Consider the following 18,599-nt stretch of genomic DNA (forward strand, 5'->3'; position numbering starts at 1 on the left):
GGCGGTCTGGACCACGACGGGCATCGCGGTAGCTCAGATCTCGGTCTTTATGGGGGTTTCGTGGCCGCGCCTGTTTCGGGTTCGGGGCTGCTACTTGGTGTTGGCGAACTCGACCAGGCGGGGCAGGTCGCGGTCGCGCACCGAGGTGAGCGGCACGACCTGGCCGTCGGTCAGCCGGGCCAGCACGCGGCCCCGCCGGTCGGCGGCCAGCTCGCTGACCTCGGACCACCCGATGCGACGCTGGCCGAGCAGGGCGCGCACGCGCAGCCCCTCCGGGCCGGCGTCGGTGCCGGCCCGCAGCGCCCAGGCCACGATCACGAGCGGCACCAGCAGGACGGGCAGGTAGTACCACCCCGCGCTGGCCAGCGGGACCGCGCCGATCAGGGCGACGAGGGCCGCGATCGCGATCGCGCCGTGTGGCCGGAAGCGGATCCGTTTTGGCTGGTCGGTACTCACCCGAACGATACTTTCACGGGCCCCTTCGCGCCGCTCAGCGGGCATAGTCTGCACTCATGGCCACCTTGCTAGCGATCGGCACGGGAAAGGGTCTTTTCCTCGCCACCAGCGACGACGGTCGGCGCTCCTGGCGGGTCGACGGCCCGCACTTCCCGATGACCGCCATATACGCGGTCGGCATCGACAGGCGCCGCGCGGCGCCGCGGGTGCTGGCCTCGGTCACCAGCTCGCACTTCGGTCCGAGCGTGGCCACCAGCGACGACCTCGGGCGCTCCTGGCAGGAGCCCGACTACGCGCCGGTGGCGTTTCCGGAGGACACGGGTGCCACGCTCACGCGGGTGTGGCAGTTCGCGCCCGCCTCGGCCGCCGAGCCCGACGTGGTGTACGCGGGCACACAGCCCTCCGCGCTCTTCCGCTCGGTCGACGGCGGCGCGACCTACGAGCTGATCCGCGAGCTGTGGGACCACCCGCACCGCGAGCAGTGGGGCGCGGGCTTCGGCGGGCAGGCGATACACACGGTGCTGCCGCATCCCGACGACCCGGCCCGCATGCTGGTGGCGATGTCCACCGGCGGGGTCTACCGCACGGCCGACGCCGGCCATAGCTGGGCACCGAGCAACACCGGCATCCGGGCCTACTTCCTGCCCGACGAGTGGCCCGAGTTCGGTCAGTGCGTGCACAAGGTGGCCCGCGACGCCACCGATCCCGACCGCCTCTACGCGCAAAACCACCACGGCGTCTACCGTTCCGACGACAGCGGCTCAAGCTGGAGCTCGATCGCGGACGGGCTGCCCAGCGACTTCGGCTTCCCGATGGTCGCCCACCCGTCCCGGGCCGGGGTGATCTACAACTTCCCGCTGGTACGCGACGGCGAGCGCTTCCCGGTCGACCGGCGGTGCCGGGTGTTCCGCTCGGCCGACGCCGGCAAGTCGTGGGAGCCGCTCGCCGAGGGTCTGCCCACCGAGCCGTACTATCCGTCCGTGCTGCGCGACGCGATGTGCGCCGACGGCGCCGATCCGGCGGGCGTCTACTTCGGCACCCGTTCCGGCGAGGTCTACGCGAGCCGCGACGAGGGTGACTCGTGGTCGCAGGTCGCCGCCCACCTCCCCGACGTCCTTTGTGTACGGGCGGCGGAGGTGTGAGCCCGTGGTGACCGTTCTCGTCCCGGGTGTGCTCCGCGCCGAAGCGGGCGGTGCCGCCCGTTTGGACGTGGCCGCCGCCGGCACGCTGCGCGCCGTCCTCGACGAGGTCGGCGCGCGCTGGCCCAGGCTGGAGCGGCGCATCCGCGACGAGCGGGGCGAGGTCCGCCGCTACGTCAACGTATACGTGGACGGTGCCGACTGCCGTCTAGCGGATGGGCAGGACACGCCCGTGGCCGATGGCGGGGAGGTGCAGATCCTCCCGTCGGTGGCGGGAGGATGATCGAGGCCCGCACCCCCGATACTCACCCGTAACCCGTGTGGCCGGCGACTCGTTACCGGTCATAGGTGCGGTGTCGCCAAAAGCGAAACCGCGCCGTCCCCCTCACCCCCTCGAAAGAGGACCCGGCAGTGACAGTGCCGTACACGCCCGGCGCCCGCACCCGGTTCGGCGCCGTACCCACAGTGGACATCGCGGTGGTCGCCGCCGCCCTGGTGTGTTTCGCCGGCTCGCTCGGTGGCTTCACCCCTCCCGTGTTCGGCTTCCTGGTGGGCGTGAGCGGGATCGCCGCGCTCGTGACGTTCCGGCTGTGGCGTCTCGCCCTCCAGATCCACGCCAAGCAGCACAGCTTCGGCCCGTGCCGGGGCTCCGGCTTCCTGGGGCTGGGCACGCTCGCCGGCGGGCTCACGGCGCTCGCACTCACCCAGGTCGACGCCGCGCACCAGGCCGCGGTGAGCGCGGTCGGGCTGGGCGCGGCCGTCACCACGTACGTGCTCGGCATCCTCCTGCTTCCCGGCGCGGCCACCACCCTCGGCATGCGCCTGCGACGCGCCTGCGACGGGGTGAGCATCGGCGTGAGCCTCGCGTTCGCCGGCTGGCTGCTGCCGCCGCCGGGCGGCATGCCACCGGCCGCGCTGGCCGGCATGCTCTTCGCGGTCGGCGGCCTCTCGATCGTCACCGTGACGGCGCTGCGTGCCGCCCGCTACCGCCGCGCCGCCATCCTGTGTGGCGCCGGCGCTGGCGCCGCCGTGCTCGGCCTCGCGATCCAGACCATGATGATCGCGTACGGCGTGAGCGACCGAGCCCTCCTCTACCCGGCCGCGCTCGTAGTGGTCGGCCCGGTGCTCGTGCTGCTCGGCGCCTACCGCGCGGACGCCGACGGCGAGGTGGTCCCGCCCGACGAGCCGGAGACCCGCCTCTCCGGCTATCCGCTGCTGACCGTGCCGGCGCTGCTCGCGATGCTGGCCGCGCTCTACCATCTGATCACGGTCGGCGAGTTCGACCACACGGCGATCCTGATCGGCCTCATGGTCATCCCCACCGTCGTGGTCCGCGAGATCATGGCCGCCGCCGACGTGCGCCGCTTCGCCCGCCGCCTCGTCGAGCAGGAGGCACACTTCCGCTCGCTCGTGGCCGGCGCCAACGACCTCATCATGATCGTCGACGATGACCTCGTGGTGCGCTGGCAGTCGCCCGCCGCGGCCCGCCTCTTCGGCCTCTCCGACGCGGACGTGGTTGGCCGGGCGTTCCCGGCGTTGATGCACCCGGATGACGCGGCCGAGGTCACCTCGCTGCTCACCGCCGTGCTGTCCGAGCGCCAGGCGCTGGGCCGCCCGCCGCTGGTCGAGGCCCGCCTCCGCGACGGATACGGTGCCTGGCGCGACACCGAGTCCACTGTGGGTGACCAGCGCGCCGTTCCCGCGGTCGCCGCGCTCGTCGTGCACGTACGCGACGTTGGCGAGCGTCGCCACCTCGAGCGCACGCTGCACCAGCTCGCGTTCACCGACCAGTTGACCGCCCTCGCCAACCGCCGCGAGCTGATGCGCACGATCGTGAGCCAGCGCGAGGTCGAGGGGCACACCGGCGCGCTGCTGGTCATCGACCTGCACGGCATGGCCGACGTCAACGAGGTGCGCGGCCGCGAGATGGGCGACGCCGTGCTCATCGAGGTCGGCCGCCGCCTGCGCACCGCTGTCGGCTCCGACGACCTGCCCGCCCGCCTGGCCGGCGACGAGTTCGCGGTGGTCACCGTCGAGGGCCCGGTGCTCGCGTACGCGCTGGGCACCCGCCTGCTCACGATCCTCACCGAGCCCTACCAGCTCCCCGGCGCGATCGTGCACCTCAAGGTCAGCATCGGCCTGGCCGAGCTGTCCGGCGGCGACAACGTCGACGACGTACTCCGCCGCGCCGACCTCGCCCGCCGCCGCGCACGCCAGATGGGCCGCGACCGCATCGAGTGGTACGACGCGTACCTGGAAGAGCAGCTGGTCCGCCGCATGGACCTGGAGCGCGAGCTGCCCGGCGCCGCCGGCCGCGGCGAGCTCGACCTCGTCTACCAGCCGGTCCTCTCCCTGCCCGACCGCCAGCCGGTCGGCGTCGAGGCACTGCTGCGCTGGCGCAACCCCACGCTCGGCACCGTGCTGCCCAGCGAGCTGCTGCCGGTGGCCGAAGACCTCGGGCTGATCGAGGAGATCGGCCAGTGGGTGCTCGCCACCGCCGTCAAGCAGCTGGCCGCCTGGACCGTCCCCGGCCGCGAGCTGTGGATGTCCATCAACGTCTCCCCGCGCGAGCTCTCCGCCGCCGACTACGTCACGCGGGTCAAGGCCGCCCTGGCCGAACGCGAGGTCTCACCCGAGCTGCTCGTCGTTGAGGTGGCCGAGTCCCGCCTGTCCAGCGACGTGGCCGCGGTGGTCACCCAGCTGGCGGCGCTCCGCTCACTGGGCGTCCGCACGGCCCTGGACGACTTCGGCGCCGGCCAGGCGTCGCTCCAGCAGCTCCGCCGCCTACCCGTCGACCTCCTGAAGATCGACGGCTCGATCATCGCCGCACCCACCGACCAGCTCCCGGCCGACCTACAGGGCCACAGCCGCCCGCTGATCGACGTGGTCGCCGACCTGGGCCGCCGGCTTGGCGTGGAGATCATCGCCGAGGGCCTGGAGTCGATGTCCCAGATCCGCCAGGCCCAGGAGGCCGGCTGCGGCCTGGGGCAGGGCTTCGCGCTGGCCAGGCCAGCACCGGCCGAGCGGGTAGAGGCCTTCCTCGAAGAACATCGCGCGCCGTCCAACTAGCTTTGGGCTACCGCGACGTCCGTCGTGGTCGCTCTCCGTTGCTCCCGCGGCCTCACCCGTCCGCTGTTGGTTGCGGTTACCGCGCCTCCGGCGGGGCCTCGGGCTCCGGAGGGGCCGTCTTGCTCGTCGTCGGCCTGTTGCGGTCTTGGTGGGCGGTTGCGGCACGGGCTCGGCTTCGCACGCTGGCCGCGGCTTGAGGGTTGGCCGGCTGCGGTGGGGTCATGATCGCTTGGTCGATCTACTTGGGCCGTCTGTGGCAGCGCTACGAGAAAGCGACAAACGGTCTAAAGGTGGCGGCGAACGTGTCCCGAAGTTTCGCATGGGTCGTATGGTTATGTGTGACGCGGCATTTATGCGAAGTCGAGCTGTCGAAACCACCATGATCAACTAATCTTGGGTCAGGCATCCCGCCATTCGCGGAAATGTGCTCAGCATTTGGACGCCGCCGTGATCGTTAGCCCTACAGCTATGTGACACGCCGAGGATAGTGCGGATTTTGGGCTAACGATCATCGCGGCGCGACCCCTACTTCGAAGCTCCTTAGATGCGCAGGAGTGCCTCGACGAGCTGACGGTAGACGCGGAGTTGGGCGCGCATCGCGGAGCGGTCGGCGTAGGTGCGGCACAGGATGAAGCCGCCCTCGAACGTGGTGTAGAGGTGGTCGGCAAGGGCGCCGACGTCGATGTCTGTGTCGGGTCGGCGGGTGGCCAGCGCCGCACGTAGCAGGTCGGCCACGGCGTCGCGCCAGACGCGCGTGGCCTTGGCGACCTGGTCGTTGATCTCGCCGCCGGTGAACTCGCGCTCCGCCAGCACCGTGGCGTACAGGCAGCCGCTCTGCTCCGCCATGAGCTCGTCGGCGCCGTCCTCGTAGTGGCGGATGAACGCCACCACCCGCGCGGCGGGGTCCGTGATGTGCGCGGTGGCGGCCAGGCCGGCGTCGAGGTGGGCCAGGTCGGCCGCCACGTAACGGGCCACGAGCTGGACCGCGAGGTCGGTCTTCGAGCTGAAGTGGTGGAAGAAGGCGCCTTTGGAGCTGCCCGCCTCGGCGATCACCTGGTCGACCGACGTGGCGCTGTAGCCCTGGTCGGTCACGAGCCGCTCGGCGACGCCGAGGATCCGCTCGCGTGTCGCGTTCCCGTCTCTTGGCACAACTCGGTTGTACCAGACCGCTTGGTCTGTTAGAAACAGACTGATTAGTCTGTTACGGAGGGAAGCCATGTCCGCCGCCGCACTGCCGCAGATGTCCGGGCATCCGATCGTCACCGACGGTGGCCTGGAAACCGACCTCATCTACCACCACGGAGCCGACCTGCCGGACTTCGCCGCGTTTCCGCTCGTCGCCGACGACCGCGGGCGGGAGCTACTCACCCGCTACTACGGCGAGTACGTCGACATCGCCAGACGGGCCGGTGCCGGGCTCCAGCTGGAGACGCCGACCTGGCGGGCCAGCCAGGCCTGGGGCGACCGGCTCGGCTACTCGGCCGACCAGCTTCGCCGCGCCAACCGCGAATCGGTGACCATGCTCAAGAGACTGCGCGACGAGGCCGGCATCGACCCGCTGCTGATCAGCGGATGCCTCGGGCCGCGCGGAGACGGCTACGTCGCGGGCGAGGCGATCGACCCGGACGACGCGGCCGCGTACCACGCGCCACAGATCGAGGCGTTCGCCGAGGCGGGCGCCGATCTAATCACCGTCCTCACGCTGACCGGCACCGGCGAGGCAATCGGCATCGTCCGCGCCGCGCGGGCGGCCGGGTTGCCGGTGGCCGTGTCGTTCACGGTGGAGCGCGACGGGCGGCTCCCGGACGGCACGCCGCTGTCCGCGGCCATCATCGAGGTCGACGCCGCGGGCGGGCCCGACTATTTCATGGTCAACTGCGCTCACCCCACCCACATCGGGCCGGGCCTGACCGACGGCGGCGACTGGCGTTCCCGCATCGCCGGACTCCGCGCGAACGCGTCGACCCGCAGCCACGAGGAGCTCGACGCCGCGACGGAGCTGGACGAGGGCGACCCGGCGGAGCTGGCCCGCGCACAGGACGAGCTGCGTCCCCGCCTGCCGAGCCTGTCCCTCGTCGGCGGCTGCTGCGGCACCGACGCGCGCCACGTAGCCGCGATGTGGGGTGATGTCGGAGGCTCCGCCTAGGGTGCGCCTATGTCTGACGAACCGCGGGTCGACGAGCGGCACCCGGCCGCTGTGGTGACGGAGATGGTCGCGCGGGTGCTGGCCCTCGCCGAGACGTGGACGGCGTGGGACGGCAAGCCGCGGTCGGTCGACGACCGGATCTACACGCCACACAAGGCCATCCGCCGCGTCGCCGACCACCTCGTCGACCACCTGGCGCAGATCGAGGCGCAGCGTGCCGGCGTGCCTCCCATCCCCGATGCCTGGCACGCGTCCGCGTCGACCACGCCGGCCGACCTGGCGATGTTCACCGCCGAGGATCTCGACGAGGCGCGGAGCCGGCTCACGCGGCTGGCGCAGGTGTTCGACGTGCGGCTGAGGGCCTTGACAGAGGCCGAGCTCGACCGCCGCCCGGGCGGCGCCTGGTCCGCGCGGCAGATCGCCTTCCATCTGGAAGAGTCGCTGTACTACGCGAACGCGGTCGGCGACCTGAGCGGCTGAAGAGGGCATGAGGAGACGCCATGACCGCCGGGCGGCGGCCATGGCGTCTGGAAAGAGCGATCAGGCCTTGTAGCCGGGCATGGGGTAGGACGTGAGCAGGTCGCGGACCTCGCCCGCGATCCGGTCGAGTGCGCTGTCGTCTTCCTTCACCGCGGCCGTGACGGCCTCGTCCATCCACGCGGCGACCTGCGGCATCTGTGCCTCGGTCAGGCCGCGCGTCGTCAGCGCCGGTGTGCCCAGCCGGATGCCCGACGGGTCGAAGGGCTTGCGCGTGTCGTACGGAACGGTGTTGTAGTTGAGCTCGATGCCCGCCCGGTCGAGGGCCTTGGCCGCGGGCTTGCCGCCGATGCCCTTGCCGGTCAGGTCGGCGAGGATCAGGTGGTTGTCGGTGCCGCCGGAGATGAGGTCGAAGCCGCGCTCGATCAGCGCCGTGGCCAGGGCCTTGGCGTTGGCGACCACCTGGGCGGCGTAGTCGCGGAAGGCCGGCTGGGCGGCTTCGCGGAGTGCCACCGCGATGCCGGCGGTGGTGTGGTTGTGCGGGCCGCCCTGAAGGCCGGGGAAGACGGCCCGGTCGATGGCCTTGGCGTGCTCCTCGGTCGTGAGGATCATGGCGCCGCGCGGGCCGCGCAGGGTCTTGTGGGTCGTGGTGGTGATGACGTCGGCGTGGCCGACCGGGGTCGGGTGGGCGCCGCCGGCGATGAGGCCGGCGATGTGGGCGATGTCGGCGGCGAGCACCGCGCCGACCTCGCGGGCGATCTCCGCGAACGCGGCGAAGTCGATCGTCCGGGGGATGGCCGTGCCACCCGCGAAGATCACCTTGGGGCGCTCGCGGCGGGCGAGGTCGCGGACCTCGTCGAAGTCGATCAGGCCGGTCTCGCGGGAGACGTTGTAGCTGACCGAGTTGAACCACTTGCCGGTCGCGGAGACCGACCAGCCGTGGGTCAGGTGGCCGCCCATCGGCAGCGACATGCCCATGACCGTGTCACCCGGGCTGAGGAACGCCAGGTACACGGCGAGGTTGGCGGGCGAGCCCGAGTACGGCTGGACGTTGGCGTGGTCGACGCCGAAGAGCGCCTTGGCCCGCTCGATCGCGAGGGTCTCGATCTGGTCGACGAACTGCTGGCCCTCGTAGTAACGCTTGCCGGCGTAGCCCTCGGAGTACTTGTTGGTGAGGACCGTGCCGCTCGCCTCGAGCACCGCTTCGGAGACGTAGTTTTCCGAGGCGATCATGCGCAGCTTGTCGTGCTGGCGCTCGGCCTCACCCTCGACGAGGCGGGCGAGCTCAGGGTCGGCGGCGGTCAGGTGTGGGATTGCTGGCTCGTGCACGGCGAACTCCTGGCATGTCGACGATGACCGGCACCCAGGCGCGCGGTGCCGCGATCGTGGTCGCTCCCCGGTGGTCTCTTCCACCTCAACGAACCCTGTCGGAAAGGGTTCGATGCGCCAGTCGCGAGTACCCGATGAGCTTAGCGAACACCTCTCGAGGCGTGGTGAAGGCGCCGGCTACCGGCTGGCGGGTGCGGCCGTGCTGCCCCGAGGCGTGAGGTGGGCGGTCTCGTCCTGGTACGCCCCGATCGGCCGGCCCTCGATCGCGGCCAGGAGCTGGCGGGCCGCGTGTGCGCCATACGCCGGGATGTCGCGGCCCAGCGCGGTCAGCGGCGGGTGGGTGAGCTGGCACAGGGCCGAGTCGTCCCAGGCCACGATCGACAGGTCGCCGGGCACCGCGAGGCCCATCTCCTGCGCCACCGACAGGCCCGCGATGGCCATCACGTCGTTGTCGTAGATGATCGCCGTGGGTCGGCCGGCCGAGCTGAGGAAGCGGCGGGTGGCGCGGGCGCCCTCCTCGCCGGTGTAGTCCGAGGGCACGGTCAGCGACTGCTCCAGCCCCAGCCGCTCGGCCGCGTCGAGGAACGCCTGCCTGCGGATCTCGGTGTGCAGCAGCCCCGGCAGGCCGCCGACCCGCGCGATGCGACGGTGGCCGAGCGCCACGAGGTACTCCATGGTCTCCACCAGCGCCGCGGCGTCGTCGGCCCAGACGCTGGCCAGGCTGCCGGTGTGGCCGGGGCCGCCGATGACGACCGCGGGGAGCTGGAGCTCCTCCAGCACGGGCACGCGCCGGTCGTCGACCCGCAGGTCGCAGACGAACACGCCGTCCACCCGCCGCTCGCCCCACCAGCGCCGGTACACCGCGATCTCGGCATCCGGGTCGGCGACGACCTGGAGGGTCAGCGCGTACGACCGGGCCGACAGCTCCGCCTCGACGCCGCTGATCAGCTCCATGAAGAACGGCTCGATGCCGAGGATGCGCGCCGGACGGCACAGGGCGAGGCCGACCGCGTTGGCGGTGGCCCCGGAGAGCGCGCGGGCGGCGCTGTTGGGGTTGAAACCGATCTCCTGAGCTATCGCGATGATGCGCTGCCGGGTCGCCTCGGAGACGCCTGGCTGCCCGTTGAGGGCGTACGACACGGCGCCTTTGGAGACTCCGGCACGCCGCGCGATGTCAGCGATGGTGGGTCGCTTCACGGGCGCTCCTTAGTCACAAGCCGTCCTACGCTACCGCGCGCCCAGGTCAGAGCGGGTCTGCCGCAGGACGCTTGTCCGGTTAAGTGACCTTCAAATTACAGGTTGATCTAGGCGTTAACACGCCATTGACACTGTCTGAGGCCGGCCGTACCGTGTGCCTACTCAACCGGTTCAGTCAACACTCATCAATGATGTGGCGCTAGTCATATGTGGAGGCACTTATGCGTACGCGATTGGCGGTCGTCACGGCCGCGGCCGCGATAACCGCTCTGGTCGCCGGCTGCACCACCTCCTCCGGTGGCGGAGACGAGCCGGCGCAGGACGCCGAGGGTCCCGCCACCCTGACGTTCTGGAACACCGGCACCGACGAGGGCGCCCAGGCGCTCCAGGTCGCCGCGGACAAGTACAAGGAGTCTCACCCCAACGTCACGATCAAGGTGCAGGCGATCTCCTGGGACGACGGGCACGCGAAGGTGCTCACCGCCGCCACCTCCAAGACCGGGCCGGACATCATCTCCGGCGGCATGTCGTGGGGCATCGAGTTCGGCGAGCTGGGCGGCATGATCGACCTCAACAAAGAGGACATCGGCGACATCAAGGCGAAGACCCAGCCCGAGGTGCTCAAGTCGATCACGTCGCAGGACGGCTCGGTATACGGCGTTTCTCTGGACAACGCGTTCTACCTCCTCTACTACCGCCCCGACCTGCTCACGAAGGCCGGGCTGAGCGGCCCGCCGAAGACGTGGGAGGAGCTGACCTCGGCGATCACCAAGCTGAAGGCGGCCGGCGTGAAGACCCCGCTGGTGGAAAACTGGAGCACCTTCGAGTGGCTGCCCTGGTTCAACTGGCTCAAGCAGGCCGGCGGCTCCCTCTACGCCGACGACTGCTCCAAGGCCACCATCGACAGCGAGCAGGCGGTGCTCGCCACCACCAAGTGGGCCGAGCAGTACAAGAAGTTCGGCGTGCCGAAGGCCGCCAACGACTCCGCCGCGGGCCTCGCCAAGGGCGACGTCGCCATGGCCATCGACGGCTCCTGGGTGGTCAACGGCATCGACACCGCACACCCGGGCCTCAAGGGCAAGTGGCAGGTCGCCGCTCTCCCGACCGGTCCCGCGGGCGCCGGCACGTTCGTCGGCGGCCGGATCATCGGCGTGATGTCCTACTCCAAGTTCCCGAAGGCCGCGGTCGACTTCATCAAGTGGCTGTACACGGACGAGGCCATCCAGCTGGTCCAGAAGGAGACCTTCAACAAGGGCGGTGAGCTGTGGCTCTCGCCGCGGCCGGAGCTCGTCGACAGCCTCAACGCCACCGACAACGTGAAGCAGACGCTCAAGACCACGATGGAGACCATCAGCGGCCCGCCCAACTGCAAGGGCTGGGAGATCAGCGGCTCCGAGGTGACCAAGAAGCTCCAGTCGGTCGTCAACGACAACGTCGACCCGAAGAAGGCGCTCACCGAGGCCGCGACCATCATGAACAACAACCTCAAGTAGGGCCCGTGGCCACACCGACCACCACCGCGCCGGCGCCGGGTGCGCCGGCCGCGGGGGCCAAAGGTCCCGATCGGGTACGCCGGGTGAAGCGCTCGCCCGCCCTGCGGCGCATGCGGCTGCGGCGGGCGCTACCCGGATACCTGATGCTGCTGCCGTTCGCCGTGCTGTTCATCGGGTTTCTGGTGTGGCCGCTGGCAAACTCGCTGTACTTCGCGTTCACGAACTACAACGGCGTCAAGCCACCGTCCTTTGTGGGCTTCGACAACTTCCAGCGGCTGTGGTTCGAGGACGACCGGTTCCGCAAGGCGATCGTCAACTCGTTCGTCTACGTCGCCGCCGCCGTGACACTCACTACCGGGCTGGCGCTGGCTCTGGCGGTCGCCTTCCGCGGCACGAGCTGGCGCGACCGCATCATGCGCACGCTGTTCTTCCTGCCCGCCGTCACCTCCACGATCGCGGTCGCGCTGATCTGGCGGTGGATCTTCTCCGGTGAGGACTTCGGGCTCGCCAACACGGTGGTCGGCTGGTTCGGCGCGGAGCCAGTGCAGTGGCTCGCCACACCACACTGGACGATCCCGATCCTGGTGCTGATGGCGGTCTGGGGCGGCTGCGGCTACGGCATGGTGATTTTCGTGGCCGGGCTCAACGCGATACCGGAGGAGCACTACGAGTCGGCGCGGCTCGACGGCGCCACCGCGTGGCAGCAGTTCTGGTACATCACGCTGCCGCAGCTCAAACCCGTCACCACGTATGTCGTGATCACGAGCCTCATCTCGGCCTTCCAGATCTTCGAGGCGGTCTACATCGTCTTCCGTGCCGTCAGCACCGTCGGCGGCGTACAGGACAGCGGGCTGATGCTCGTGCCGTACCTCTACGACATGGGCTTCACGAAGTTCCAGCTCGGCTACGCCTCCGCGATCGCGTGGTCGCTCTTCGTCATCATCTTCATCGTGAGCATGATCCAGCTCCGGGTCACCCGCGCGCTGAGGGAGCTGTGATGCGACGCAACCTGTGGCCGACCGTTGCTCGGCTCCCGCTGTACATCTTCGGCGTCACCATGCTGGTGCCCTTCTACTGGATGGTCACCGCGGCCTTCAAACCGGTGCCGGAGCTGACCAAGAACCCACCGAGCTTCGTGCCGACCGACCCGACAGTGGACGCTTTCTACGAGCCCAAGTACGACCCCGACCAACGGGGTGAGCAGATCGTTTCCGGCCTCTTCCAGCGCTTCACCGACGTGCCAGGCGGCTTCGGGCGGTTCATGTTCAACAGCCTCGTCGTCGCCACCAGCATCACGGTGCTCTCGCTGCTGCTCGCCTCGCTCGCCGCGTACGCGCTGACCAAGATGGACCTGCCCGGCAAGCGGTTCATCTTCGTGGTCATCGTGGCCTCGATGATGGTGCCCTGGCAGGTCAGCCTGATCCCCAACTACCTCATCGTGCGCAACCTGGGCTGGCTCAACAGCTACGAGGGATACATCATCCCGGCGCTCGCCAAGGCGTTCGTCGTCTTCTTCCTGGTGCAGTACATGCGCTCGATCCCGGACGACCTCGTGCACGCGGCCCGGGTCGACGGCGCGGGGGAGTGGCGGATCTGGTGGCGGGTGGTGATGCCGCTGATGCGGCCGGCGCTCGCCGCGATGGCCATCTTCGTGGTGCTCGCCGAGTGGAACAACTTCCTGTGGCCGCTCATCATCGTGCAGAGCGACGACATGGCCAACCTGCCCGTCGCGCTCTCCCGGCTCAACGCGTCCAACGCGTTCAACCCGCAACACATGGCGGTCATCATGGCCGCCTCCTTGCTCACGTCCCTGCCCACCGTCATCGTTTTCTTGTTCTTCCAGAAGCACTTCACCAGGGGCATCGCGCTGTCCGGCATCAAGGGGTAACTACACATGGGTACATTCCGACCGCTGCACGACGGTTGGACAGTGGCATCGGCAGACTCTTCGGTCGAGCCGGTGCCGGCGGCCGTTCCCGGCTGCGTCCACACCGACCTGCTGGCTGCCGGCCGCATTCCCGATCCGTACCTCGACGAGAACGAGACAGCGCTGCGCTGGATCGGCCACACCGACTGGGTGTACGAGACGGCGTTCCAGTGGGACGGGGGCGACGATCCGCGCGTCGACCTCGCCTGCGCCGGGCTGGACACCGTCGCCACCGTCACCCTCAACGGCGTCGAGCTTGGCACCACCGCCAACATGCACCGGTCGTACCGGTTCGACGCGCGCCCGTACCTGCGGCCCGGCGAAAACCGGCTGCGCGTCCACTTCGGATCGGCGTACCGGTACGCGGAGGAAATGCGGGCCCAGCTCGGCGACCGGCCCAACGCGTACCCGGACCCGTTCAACCTCATCCGCAAGATGGCCTGCAACTTCGGGTGGGACTGGGGCCCCAACGTCGTCACCGCCGGCATCTGGCAGCCGATCGGCCTGCACAGCTGGGGCACCGCGCGGCTGGCCGCCGTCCGTCCACTGGTGACGGTCGAAGACGGGGTCGGGCGCGTCGCCGTACACGTGGACGTGGAGCGGGAGAGTGACGAACCCCTCGCGGTCAGCGCGGCGGTGGCCGGCTTCCGGGCCGAAACCACCATCCCGCCCGGCGAGCGCACCGCCGTCGTGACGCTGGAGGTCCGCGACCCCGAGCTGTGGTGGCCCCGGGGGTACGGCGAGCAGGCCCGCCACCTGCTCGACGTGACCCTGCGCTCGGCGGAAGGGGCCGCGGTCGACACCTGGCAGCGGCGGATCGGCTTCCGCTCGGTGCGACTCGACACGACCCCGGACGCGCACGGCACCCCGTTCACGATCGTGGTCAACGGCGTGCCGGTCTTCGCCCGCGGCGTCAACTGGATACCCAACGACACGTTCGTCACCCGGATGACCCGCGAGCGGTACGCGGAGCGGCTCGAGCAGGCCTGCGACGCCAACGTCAACCTGCTCCGGATCTGGGGCGGCGGCCGGTACGAGTCCGAGGAGTTCTACGACCTGGCCGACGAGCTAGGGCTGCTCGTCGTGCAGGACTTCCTCTTCGCCTGCGCCGCGTACCCGGAGGAGGAGCCGCTCGCCAGCGAGGTGGCGGCCGAGGCGCGGGAGCAGGTGACCCGGCTCGCCAGCCACCCGAGCCTCGTGGCCTGGTTCGGCAACAACGAAAACATCTGGGGCTTTCACGACTGGGGTTGGCCGGAACGACTCGAAGGGCGCACCTGGGGCGAGGGCTACTACATGCGGGTGCTGCCGGACATCGTCGCCGAGCTCGACCCCACCCGCCCGTACTGGCCGGGCAGCCCGTACTCCGGCCGCCCCGACCGGCACCCCAACGAGCCGGCACACGGCAGCATGCACATCTGGGACGTCTGGAACGACCGGGACTACACCCACTACCGCGACTACCGCCCCCGGTTCGTCGCGGAGTTCGGCTACCAGGGCCCGCCCGCGTACGCCACGCTGCGCCGCTCGGTCAGCGACGAGCCGCTGGCGCACGACTCGCCCGGCATGCGCCACCACCAGAAGGCGCTCGACGGCGACGCCAAGCTCCAGCGTGGACTCGACGCGCACCTGCCGGCACCCCGCGACTTCGACGACTGGCACTACCTCACACAGGTCAACCAGGCCCGCGCGCTCGCACTCGGCATCGAGCACTTCCGGTCGCTCCGTCCACTGTGCATGGGCACCGTCACGTGGCAGCTCAACGACTGCTGGCCGGTCACCTCCTGGGCGGCGGTCGACGGCGACGGTCGGCGCAAGCCGCTCTGGTACGCGCTGCGCCGCTCGTACGCGGACCGCCTGCTCACGATCCAGCCACGCGACGGCGACCTGGTGCTCGTCGCGGTCAACGACGGCGTGGAGCCGTGGCGCGGCCCGGCCAGCGTCACCCGGCTGGCCATCAACGGCGAGCCGCGCGGCAAGACGGCCGTCGACCTCGACGTGCCGCCACACTCGGCCGTGACGCTGGCGCTCCCCGCCGACGTGACCGGCAGCGAAGACCCACGGCGCGAGCTGCTGCTGGCCGAGACCGAGGGGCAGCGGGCATGGTGGTTCTTCGCCGAGGACAAAGACATCGCCTACCCCGCGCCGGAGTACGAGGCCACCGCCGAGCCGCTGCCGGACGGGTGGCGGGTCACCGTGCACGCCGGCACGATCCTGCGCGACCTGGCCCTCTTCCCCGACCGCCTGGACCCGTCCGCGTCGGCCGACGAACTGCTGGTGACGCTCCTCCCGGGCGAGACAGCGACGTTCCTGGTCAAGTCGCAGCTGCCTCTGGACAGGGCGGCGCTGACCCGCCGCCCCGTCCTGCGCTGCGTCAACGACGTAACCGCCCCCGGGCGTTGATCAGGGAGTTGGTGGGCGTGGCGCGCGGCGTGTCGCTGCACGAAGTCCCTGATCGACTGGAGGGGACATGAGTGGGCCGGTCCTCGCGGTCGACGTGGGCGGGACGAAGATCGCGGCGGCGATCGTGGAGGCGGATGGGACCCTTCGGGCCCGGGCCACTACCGCGACGCCGGCCGGGGCGGGCGGCCAGAAGGTCGCGGCGGCGCTCGACCGGCTCGTAAGCGATGTCGCCGCGCAGGGGCCACCGGCCCGTCTGGCGGGGCTCGGCGTCGGCTCCGCCGGCCCGCTCGACATCGCCGCCGGCACGGTCAGCCCGGTCAACATCCCCGACTGGCGGCCGTTTCCGATCCTCGACGCGCTCCGCCCGATCCTGCCGGGCCGGCCGGCGGTGCTCGGCGGCGACGGGCACTGCATGGCCCTTGGCGAGTACTGGCGGGGCGGCTACACCACCGCCGCCATGCTCGGCATGGTCGTGTCCACCGGGGTCGGCGGCGGGTTGGTGCTCGACGGCCGGATCCACACCGGCGTCACCGGCAACGCCGGCCACATCGGACACATCGTCGTCGACCTCGACGGTCCACAGTGTCCCTGCGGCGGCCGCGGCTGCGTCGAGGCGCTCGCCAGTGGACCGTCGATGACCAGGTGGGCGCGAGCCCAGGGCTGGGCACCCGCCGGCCCACCGGACGCCCGAACGCTCGCCCGGGACGCCCGCGACGGCCATCCCGTCGCCCGGGCGGCGTTTCAGCGCTCCGCCACCGCGCTGGCCGCCGGCATCGTCTGCGCCGGCGGCCTGCTCGACCTCGACGACGTGGTGGTCGGCGGCGGTGTGGCCGGCGCCGGCGACCTGCTCTTCACCCCACTCCGCGAGGCCGTCGCCGACCTGGCCGGTCTCGCCTTCATCCGCCGGGTGCGGATCCACCCGAGCCCGCTCGGCACAGACGCGGGTCTGCTTGGCGCTGCCGCTCTAGTCTTCGGGAGCAAACCATGAAAGCGCTCGCCCTCCTCGCCGCCCTGACCGTGATCCTGCCCGCCACTCCCGCCGTCGCGAGCGGGCCAACCGATGGCTTCGTCGTCCGCCACGGCACGGAGCTCAAGCTCGACGGCAAGAAGTTCCGCTTCGGCGGCAGCAACAACTACTACCTGATGTACAAGTCGCGGCTGATGGTCGACGACGTCTTCGCCGACGCGAAGTCGGCCGGCTTCACGGTGCTGCGCACCTGGGGCTTCCTCGACATCGGCAACCAGGACGGCTCGAACTCGGTCGCAGGCAAGGCCGACGGCGTCTACTTCCAGTACTGGGACGGCACCAAGCCCGCCTACAACGACGGCGCCGACGGGCTGGAGCGCCTCGACTACGTGCTCAAGGCCGCCGGCGACGCCGGCGTCAAGCTGATCGTGCCGCTCACCAACAACTGGAACGACTTCGGCGGCATCGCCCAGTACGTGCGCTGGCGCGGCGAACTGTCTCCTGACAGGGCGGGTAACCATGACGACTTCTACACCGACCCGGTCATCCGGGGCTGGTACAAGGACTGGATCTCGCACGTCCTCGAGCGCACCAACACGCTCACCGGCGTGAAGTACAAGGACGACCCGACGGTCATGATGTGGGAGCTCGGCAACGAGCCGCGGTGCAAGGGATCCGGTGGCTACCCGACCTCGCCCAACTGCACCACCCAGACGCTGACCACGTGGGCCGACGAGATGACCCGCCACATCAAGTCGACCGCCCCCAAGCAGCTGGCGGGCGTCGGCGACGAGGGCTTCTTCTGCGACGACCGCACCAGCTCCGACTGGACGATCAACTGCGGCGAGGGCGTCGACTCGATCGCGCTCGCCAAGCTGCCCGCCGTCGACATCATGTCCTACCACCTCTACCCGAAGCCGTGGGGCAAGGACGCGGCATGGGGCACCACGTGGATCGAGCGGCACAACCGCGAAGCCCGGCGGATCGGCAAGGCGGCGATGCTCGGCGAGTTCGGCTGGAACGACAAGGGCGACCGCAACCCGATCTTCAAGGAGTGGACGGACGCGGCCCGGACCAGCGGCGGCAACGGCTGGCTCTACTGGATCCTCTCCGGCGTGCAGGACGACGGCACGCTCTACCCCGACTACGACGGCTACACCGTCTACTGCCCGAGCCCGGTCTGCATCACGCTCGCCAACGCCGCCGACGACATCCGCCGCGGCCTGCGCTCGCGACCGCCGGTGGCCGACGGCGACACCGCCGTGACGGCCTTCGAGACGCCGGTCACGCTCACCCCGGCGGCGAACGACATCGCCTACCGCACCTCGGTCCGCGCCTCGTCGATCGACCTCGACCCGTCGGCGGCCGGGCAGCAGCGTTCGGCGACCGTCGAAGGTGGAGTGTTCACGCTGGACGGTGCCGGCGTGACGTTCACACCCGCCGCCGACTTCCGCGGCCGCGCAGCGGGCAGCTACACGGTGCGTGACCTCGCCGGCCGTACATCCAATGTGGCCGACCTGACCATCACTGTGCTGCCCGAGGCGACACCGCCGATCCAGCTCGCCACGTTCGAGACCGGCACCGAAGGCTGGGCGGCCGCGCCGTGGATGGCTGACATCGGCACGACCTCGCAGACCGCCGACTTCCACACCGAGGGCGCGTACGGCCTGCACATCTCGGCCACGGGCCAGGGCTGGTACGGCATCCGGCTACCCGCGCCGCTCGACCTGACCAGCAAGGTGGCGCTCAAGTTCGACCTGCGCACGGGGCCGGACGCCGGCACGAGCGGCGCGATCGCGGTCCAGTACGGCGACGTGCCGAGCTGGTGCCAGTCCAACTTCAGCTGGGTGCCGCAGAACACCCAAGTAACCGTAACGGCCGACCTGCTAACCCAGATGTCCTGCGACGCGACCGCGCTAGCCGACGTCCGCGAGATCTACATCTGGTCCCACCCCGGCGAATTCGACATCGACAACGTCCGCGCCGAGTAGCTCCACGG

At 70.4% G+C, this 18,599-nt stretch carries 15 protein-coding genes and 1 riboswitch; of the genes, 11 read left to right on the forward strand and 4 right to left on the reverse strand.

What is annotated here, in order from left to right:
* Window positions 1–90: 90 nt before the first annotated feature.
* A complete protein-coding gene (locus ACTMTJ_RS06310) occupies window positions 91–456 on the reverse strand; it encodes a PH domain-containing protein (RefSeq protein WP_441215150.1) in 366 nt (121 codons plus the stop codon).
* Window positions 457–512: 56 nt separating this feature from the next.
* On the opposite strand from ACTMTJ_RS06310, the gene ACTMTJ_RS06315 reads away from it, so the two are divergent.
* The 3 genes from ACTMTJ_RS06315 to ACTMTJ_RS06325 all read left to right on the forward strand — a co-directional run bounded on the left by ACTMTJ_RS06315 (window position 513) and on the right by ACTMTJ_RS06325 (window position 4,664).
* Entirely contained in the window at window positions 513–1,598 is a 1,086-nt protein-coding gene (locus tag ACTMTJ_RS06315) for an exo-alpha-sialidase (RefSeq protein WP_441215151.1), read from the forward strand.
* Window positions 1,599–1,605: 7 nt separating this feature from the next.
* A complete protein-coding gene (locus tag ACTMTJ_RS06320; RefSeq protein ID WP_441215152.1) occupies window positions 1,606–1,878 on the forward strand; it encodes a MoaD/ThiS family protein in 273 nt (90 codons plus the stop codon).
* Window positions 1,879–2,006: 128 nt separating this feature from the next.
* Window positions 2,007–4,664, forward strand: coding sequence for a putative bifunctional diguanylate cyclase/phosphodiesterase (locus tag ACTMTJ_RS06325; RefSeq protein ID WP_441215154.1), 2,658 nt, complete (start codon window positions 2,007–2,009; stop codon window positions 4,662–4,664).
* 540 nt (window positions 4,665–5,204) lie between these two features.
* Here ACTMTJ_RS06325 and ACTMTJ_RS06330 read toward each other — a convergent pair.
* Complete coding sequence (locus tag ACTMTJ_RS06330; protein WP_441215155.1) at window positions 5,205–5,813, reverse strand: TetR/AcrR family transcriptional regulator; 609 nt, start codon at window positions 5,811–5,813, stop codon at window positions 5,205–5,207.
* A gap of 67 nt (window positions 5,814–5,880) precedes the next feature.
* Between ACTMTJ_RS06330 and ACTMTJ_RS06335 the strand changes: the two genes are divergently transcribed.
* Both ACTMTJ_RS06335 and ACTMTJ_RS06340 read left to right on the forward strand, forming a co-directional pair.
* Window positions 5,881–6,810: a homocysteine S-methyltransferase family protein gene (locus ACTMTJ_RS06335; protein WP_441215156.1), complete on the forward strand. Its 930-nt coding sequence runs from the start codon at window positions 5,881–5,883 to the stop codon at window positions 6,808–6,810.
* A 9-nt stretch (window positions 6,811–6,819) separates the two neighbouring features.
* Window positions 6,820–7,290: a hypothetical protein gene (locus tag ACTMTJ_RS06340; RefSeq protein ID WP_441215158.1), complete on the forward strand. Its 471-nt coding sequence runs from the start codon at window positions 6,820–6,822 to the stop codon at window positions 7,288–7,290.
* Between the two features lie 60 nt (window positions 7,291–7,350).
* Here the strand turns inward: ACTMTJ_RS06340 and glyA are convergent, their stop codons facing one another.
* Both glyA and ACTMTJ_RS06350 read right to left on the reverse strand, forming a co-directional pair.
* The gene (glyA, locus tag ACTMTJ_RS06345; protein WP_441215159.1) at window positions 7,351–8,616 is read right to left on the reverse strand and encodes a serine hydroxymethyltransferase; all 1,266 of its coding nucleotides are present in this window, start codon (window positions 8,614–8,616) and stop codon (window positions 7,351–7,353) included.
* A gap of 25 nt (window positions 8,617–8,641) precedes the next feature.
* A riboswitch (ZMP/ZTP riboswitch) is annotated at window positions 8,642–8,751 on the reverse strand.
* Window positions 8,752–8,793: 42 nt separating this feature from the next.
* Window positions 8,794–9,813 (reverse strand): LacI family DNA-binding transcriptional regulator, encoded by a 1,020-nt coding sequence (locus ACTMTJ_RS06350; protein WP_441215161.1) that lies wholly within the window; start codon window positions 9,811–9,813, stop codon window positions 8,794–8,796.
* A 221-nt stretch (window positions 9,814–10,034) separates the two neighbouring features.
* On the opposite strand from ACTMTJ_RS06350, the gene ACTMTJ_RS06355 reads away from it, so the two are divergent.
* The 6 genes from ACTMTJ_RS06355 (at window position 10,035) to ACTMTJ_RS06380 (ending at window position 18,591) form a co-directional block, all read left to right on the forward strand.
* Window positions 10,035–11,306 carry an extracellular solute-binding protein gene (locus tag ACTMTJ_RS06355; protein ID WP_441215163.1) on the forward strand — a complete coding sequence of 424 codons (1,272 nt, stop codon included), beginning with the start codon at window positions 10,035–10,037 and terminating at the stop codon, window positions 11,304–11,306.
* Between the two features lie 5 nt (window positions 11,307–11,311).
* Window positions 11,312–12,304 carry a carbohydrate ABC transporter permease gene (locus ACTMTJ_RS06360; RefSeq protein ID WP_441215164.1) on the forward strand — a complete coding sequence of 331 codons (993 nt, stop codon included), beginning with the start codon at window positions 11,312–11,314 and terminating at the stop codon, window positions 12,302–12,304.
* On the forward strand, window positions 12,304–13,194 hold the full coding sequence (locus ACTMTJ_RS06365) for a carbohydrate ABC transporter permease (RefSeq protein WP_441215166.1): 891 nt from the start codon (window positions 12,304–12,306) through the stop codon (window positions 13,192–13,194). Before ACTMTJ_RS06360 ends, ACTMTJ_RS06365 begins: the two co-directional genes overlap by 1 nt.
* Window positions 13,195–13,200: 6 nt before the next feature.
* Window positions 13,201–15,633: a glycoside hydrolase family 2 protein gene (locus ACTMTJ_RS06370; protein WP_441215168.1), complete on the forward strand. Its 2,433-nt coding sequence runs from the start codon at window positions 13,201–13,203 to the stop codon at window positions 15,631–15,633.
* A 67-nt stretch (window positions 15,634–15,700) separates the two neighbouring features.
* Entirely contained in the window at window positions 15,701–16,621 is a 921-nt protein-coding gene (locus tag ACTMTJ_RS06375; protein ID WP_441215169.1) for an ROK family protein, read from the forward strand.
* Entirely contained in the window at window positions 16,618–18,591 is a 1,974-nt protein-coding gene (locus ACTMTJ_RS06380) for a cellulase family glycosylhydrolase (RefSeq protein ID WP_441215170.1), read from the forward strand. Before ACTMTJ_RS06375 ends, ACTMTJ_RS06380 begins: the two co-directional genes overlap by 4 nt.
* Window positions 18,592–18,599: the final 8 nt, after the last annotated feature.

Origin of the sequence: Phytohabitans sp. LJ34 (assembly GCF_052068095.1) — a bacterium.
GTDB lineage: Bacteria > Actinomycetota > Actinomycetes > Mycobacteriales > Micromonosporaceae > Phytohabitans.

What these genes read in the sequence shown, in the direction of transcription:
- ACTMTJ_RS06315 (WP_441215151.1), top strand. Translation starts at nt 513, where the DNA reads ATGGCCACCTTGCTAGCGATCGGCACGGGAAAGGGTCTTTTCCTCGCC.
- ACTMTJ_RS06335 (WP_441215156.1), top strand. Translation starts at nt 5,881, where the DNA reads ATGTCCGCCGCCGCACTGCCGCAGATGTCCGGGCATCCGATCGTCACC.
- ACTMTJ_RS06340 (WP_441215158.1), top strand. Translation starts at nt 6,820, where the DNA reads ATGTCTGACGAACCGCGGGTCGACGAGCGGCACCCGGCCGCTGTGGTG.
- ACTMTJ_RS06355 (WP_441215163.1), top strand. Translation starts at nt 10,035, where the DNA reads ATGCGTACGCGATTGGCGGTCGTCACGGCCGCGGCCGCGATAACCGCT.
- ACTMTJ_RS06365 (WP_441215166.1), top strand. Translation starts at nt 12,304, where the DNA reads ATGCGACGCAACCTGTGGCCGACCGTTGCTCGGCTCCCGCTGTACATC.
- ACTMTJ_RS06370 (WP_441215168.1), top strand. Translation starts at nt 13,201, where the DNA reads ATGGGTACATTCCGACCGCTGCACGACGGTTGGACAGTGGCATCGGCA.
- ACTMTJ_RS06375 (WP_441215169.1), top strand. Translation starts at nt 15,701, where the DNA reads ATGAGTGGGCCGGTCCTCGCGGTCGACGTGGGCGGGACGAAGATCGCG.
- ACTMTJ_RS06380 (WP_441215170.1), top strand. Translation starts at nt 16,618, where the DNA reads ATGAAAGCGCTCGCCCTCCTCGCCGCCCTGACCGTGATCCTGCCCGCC.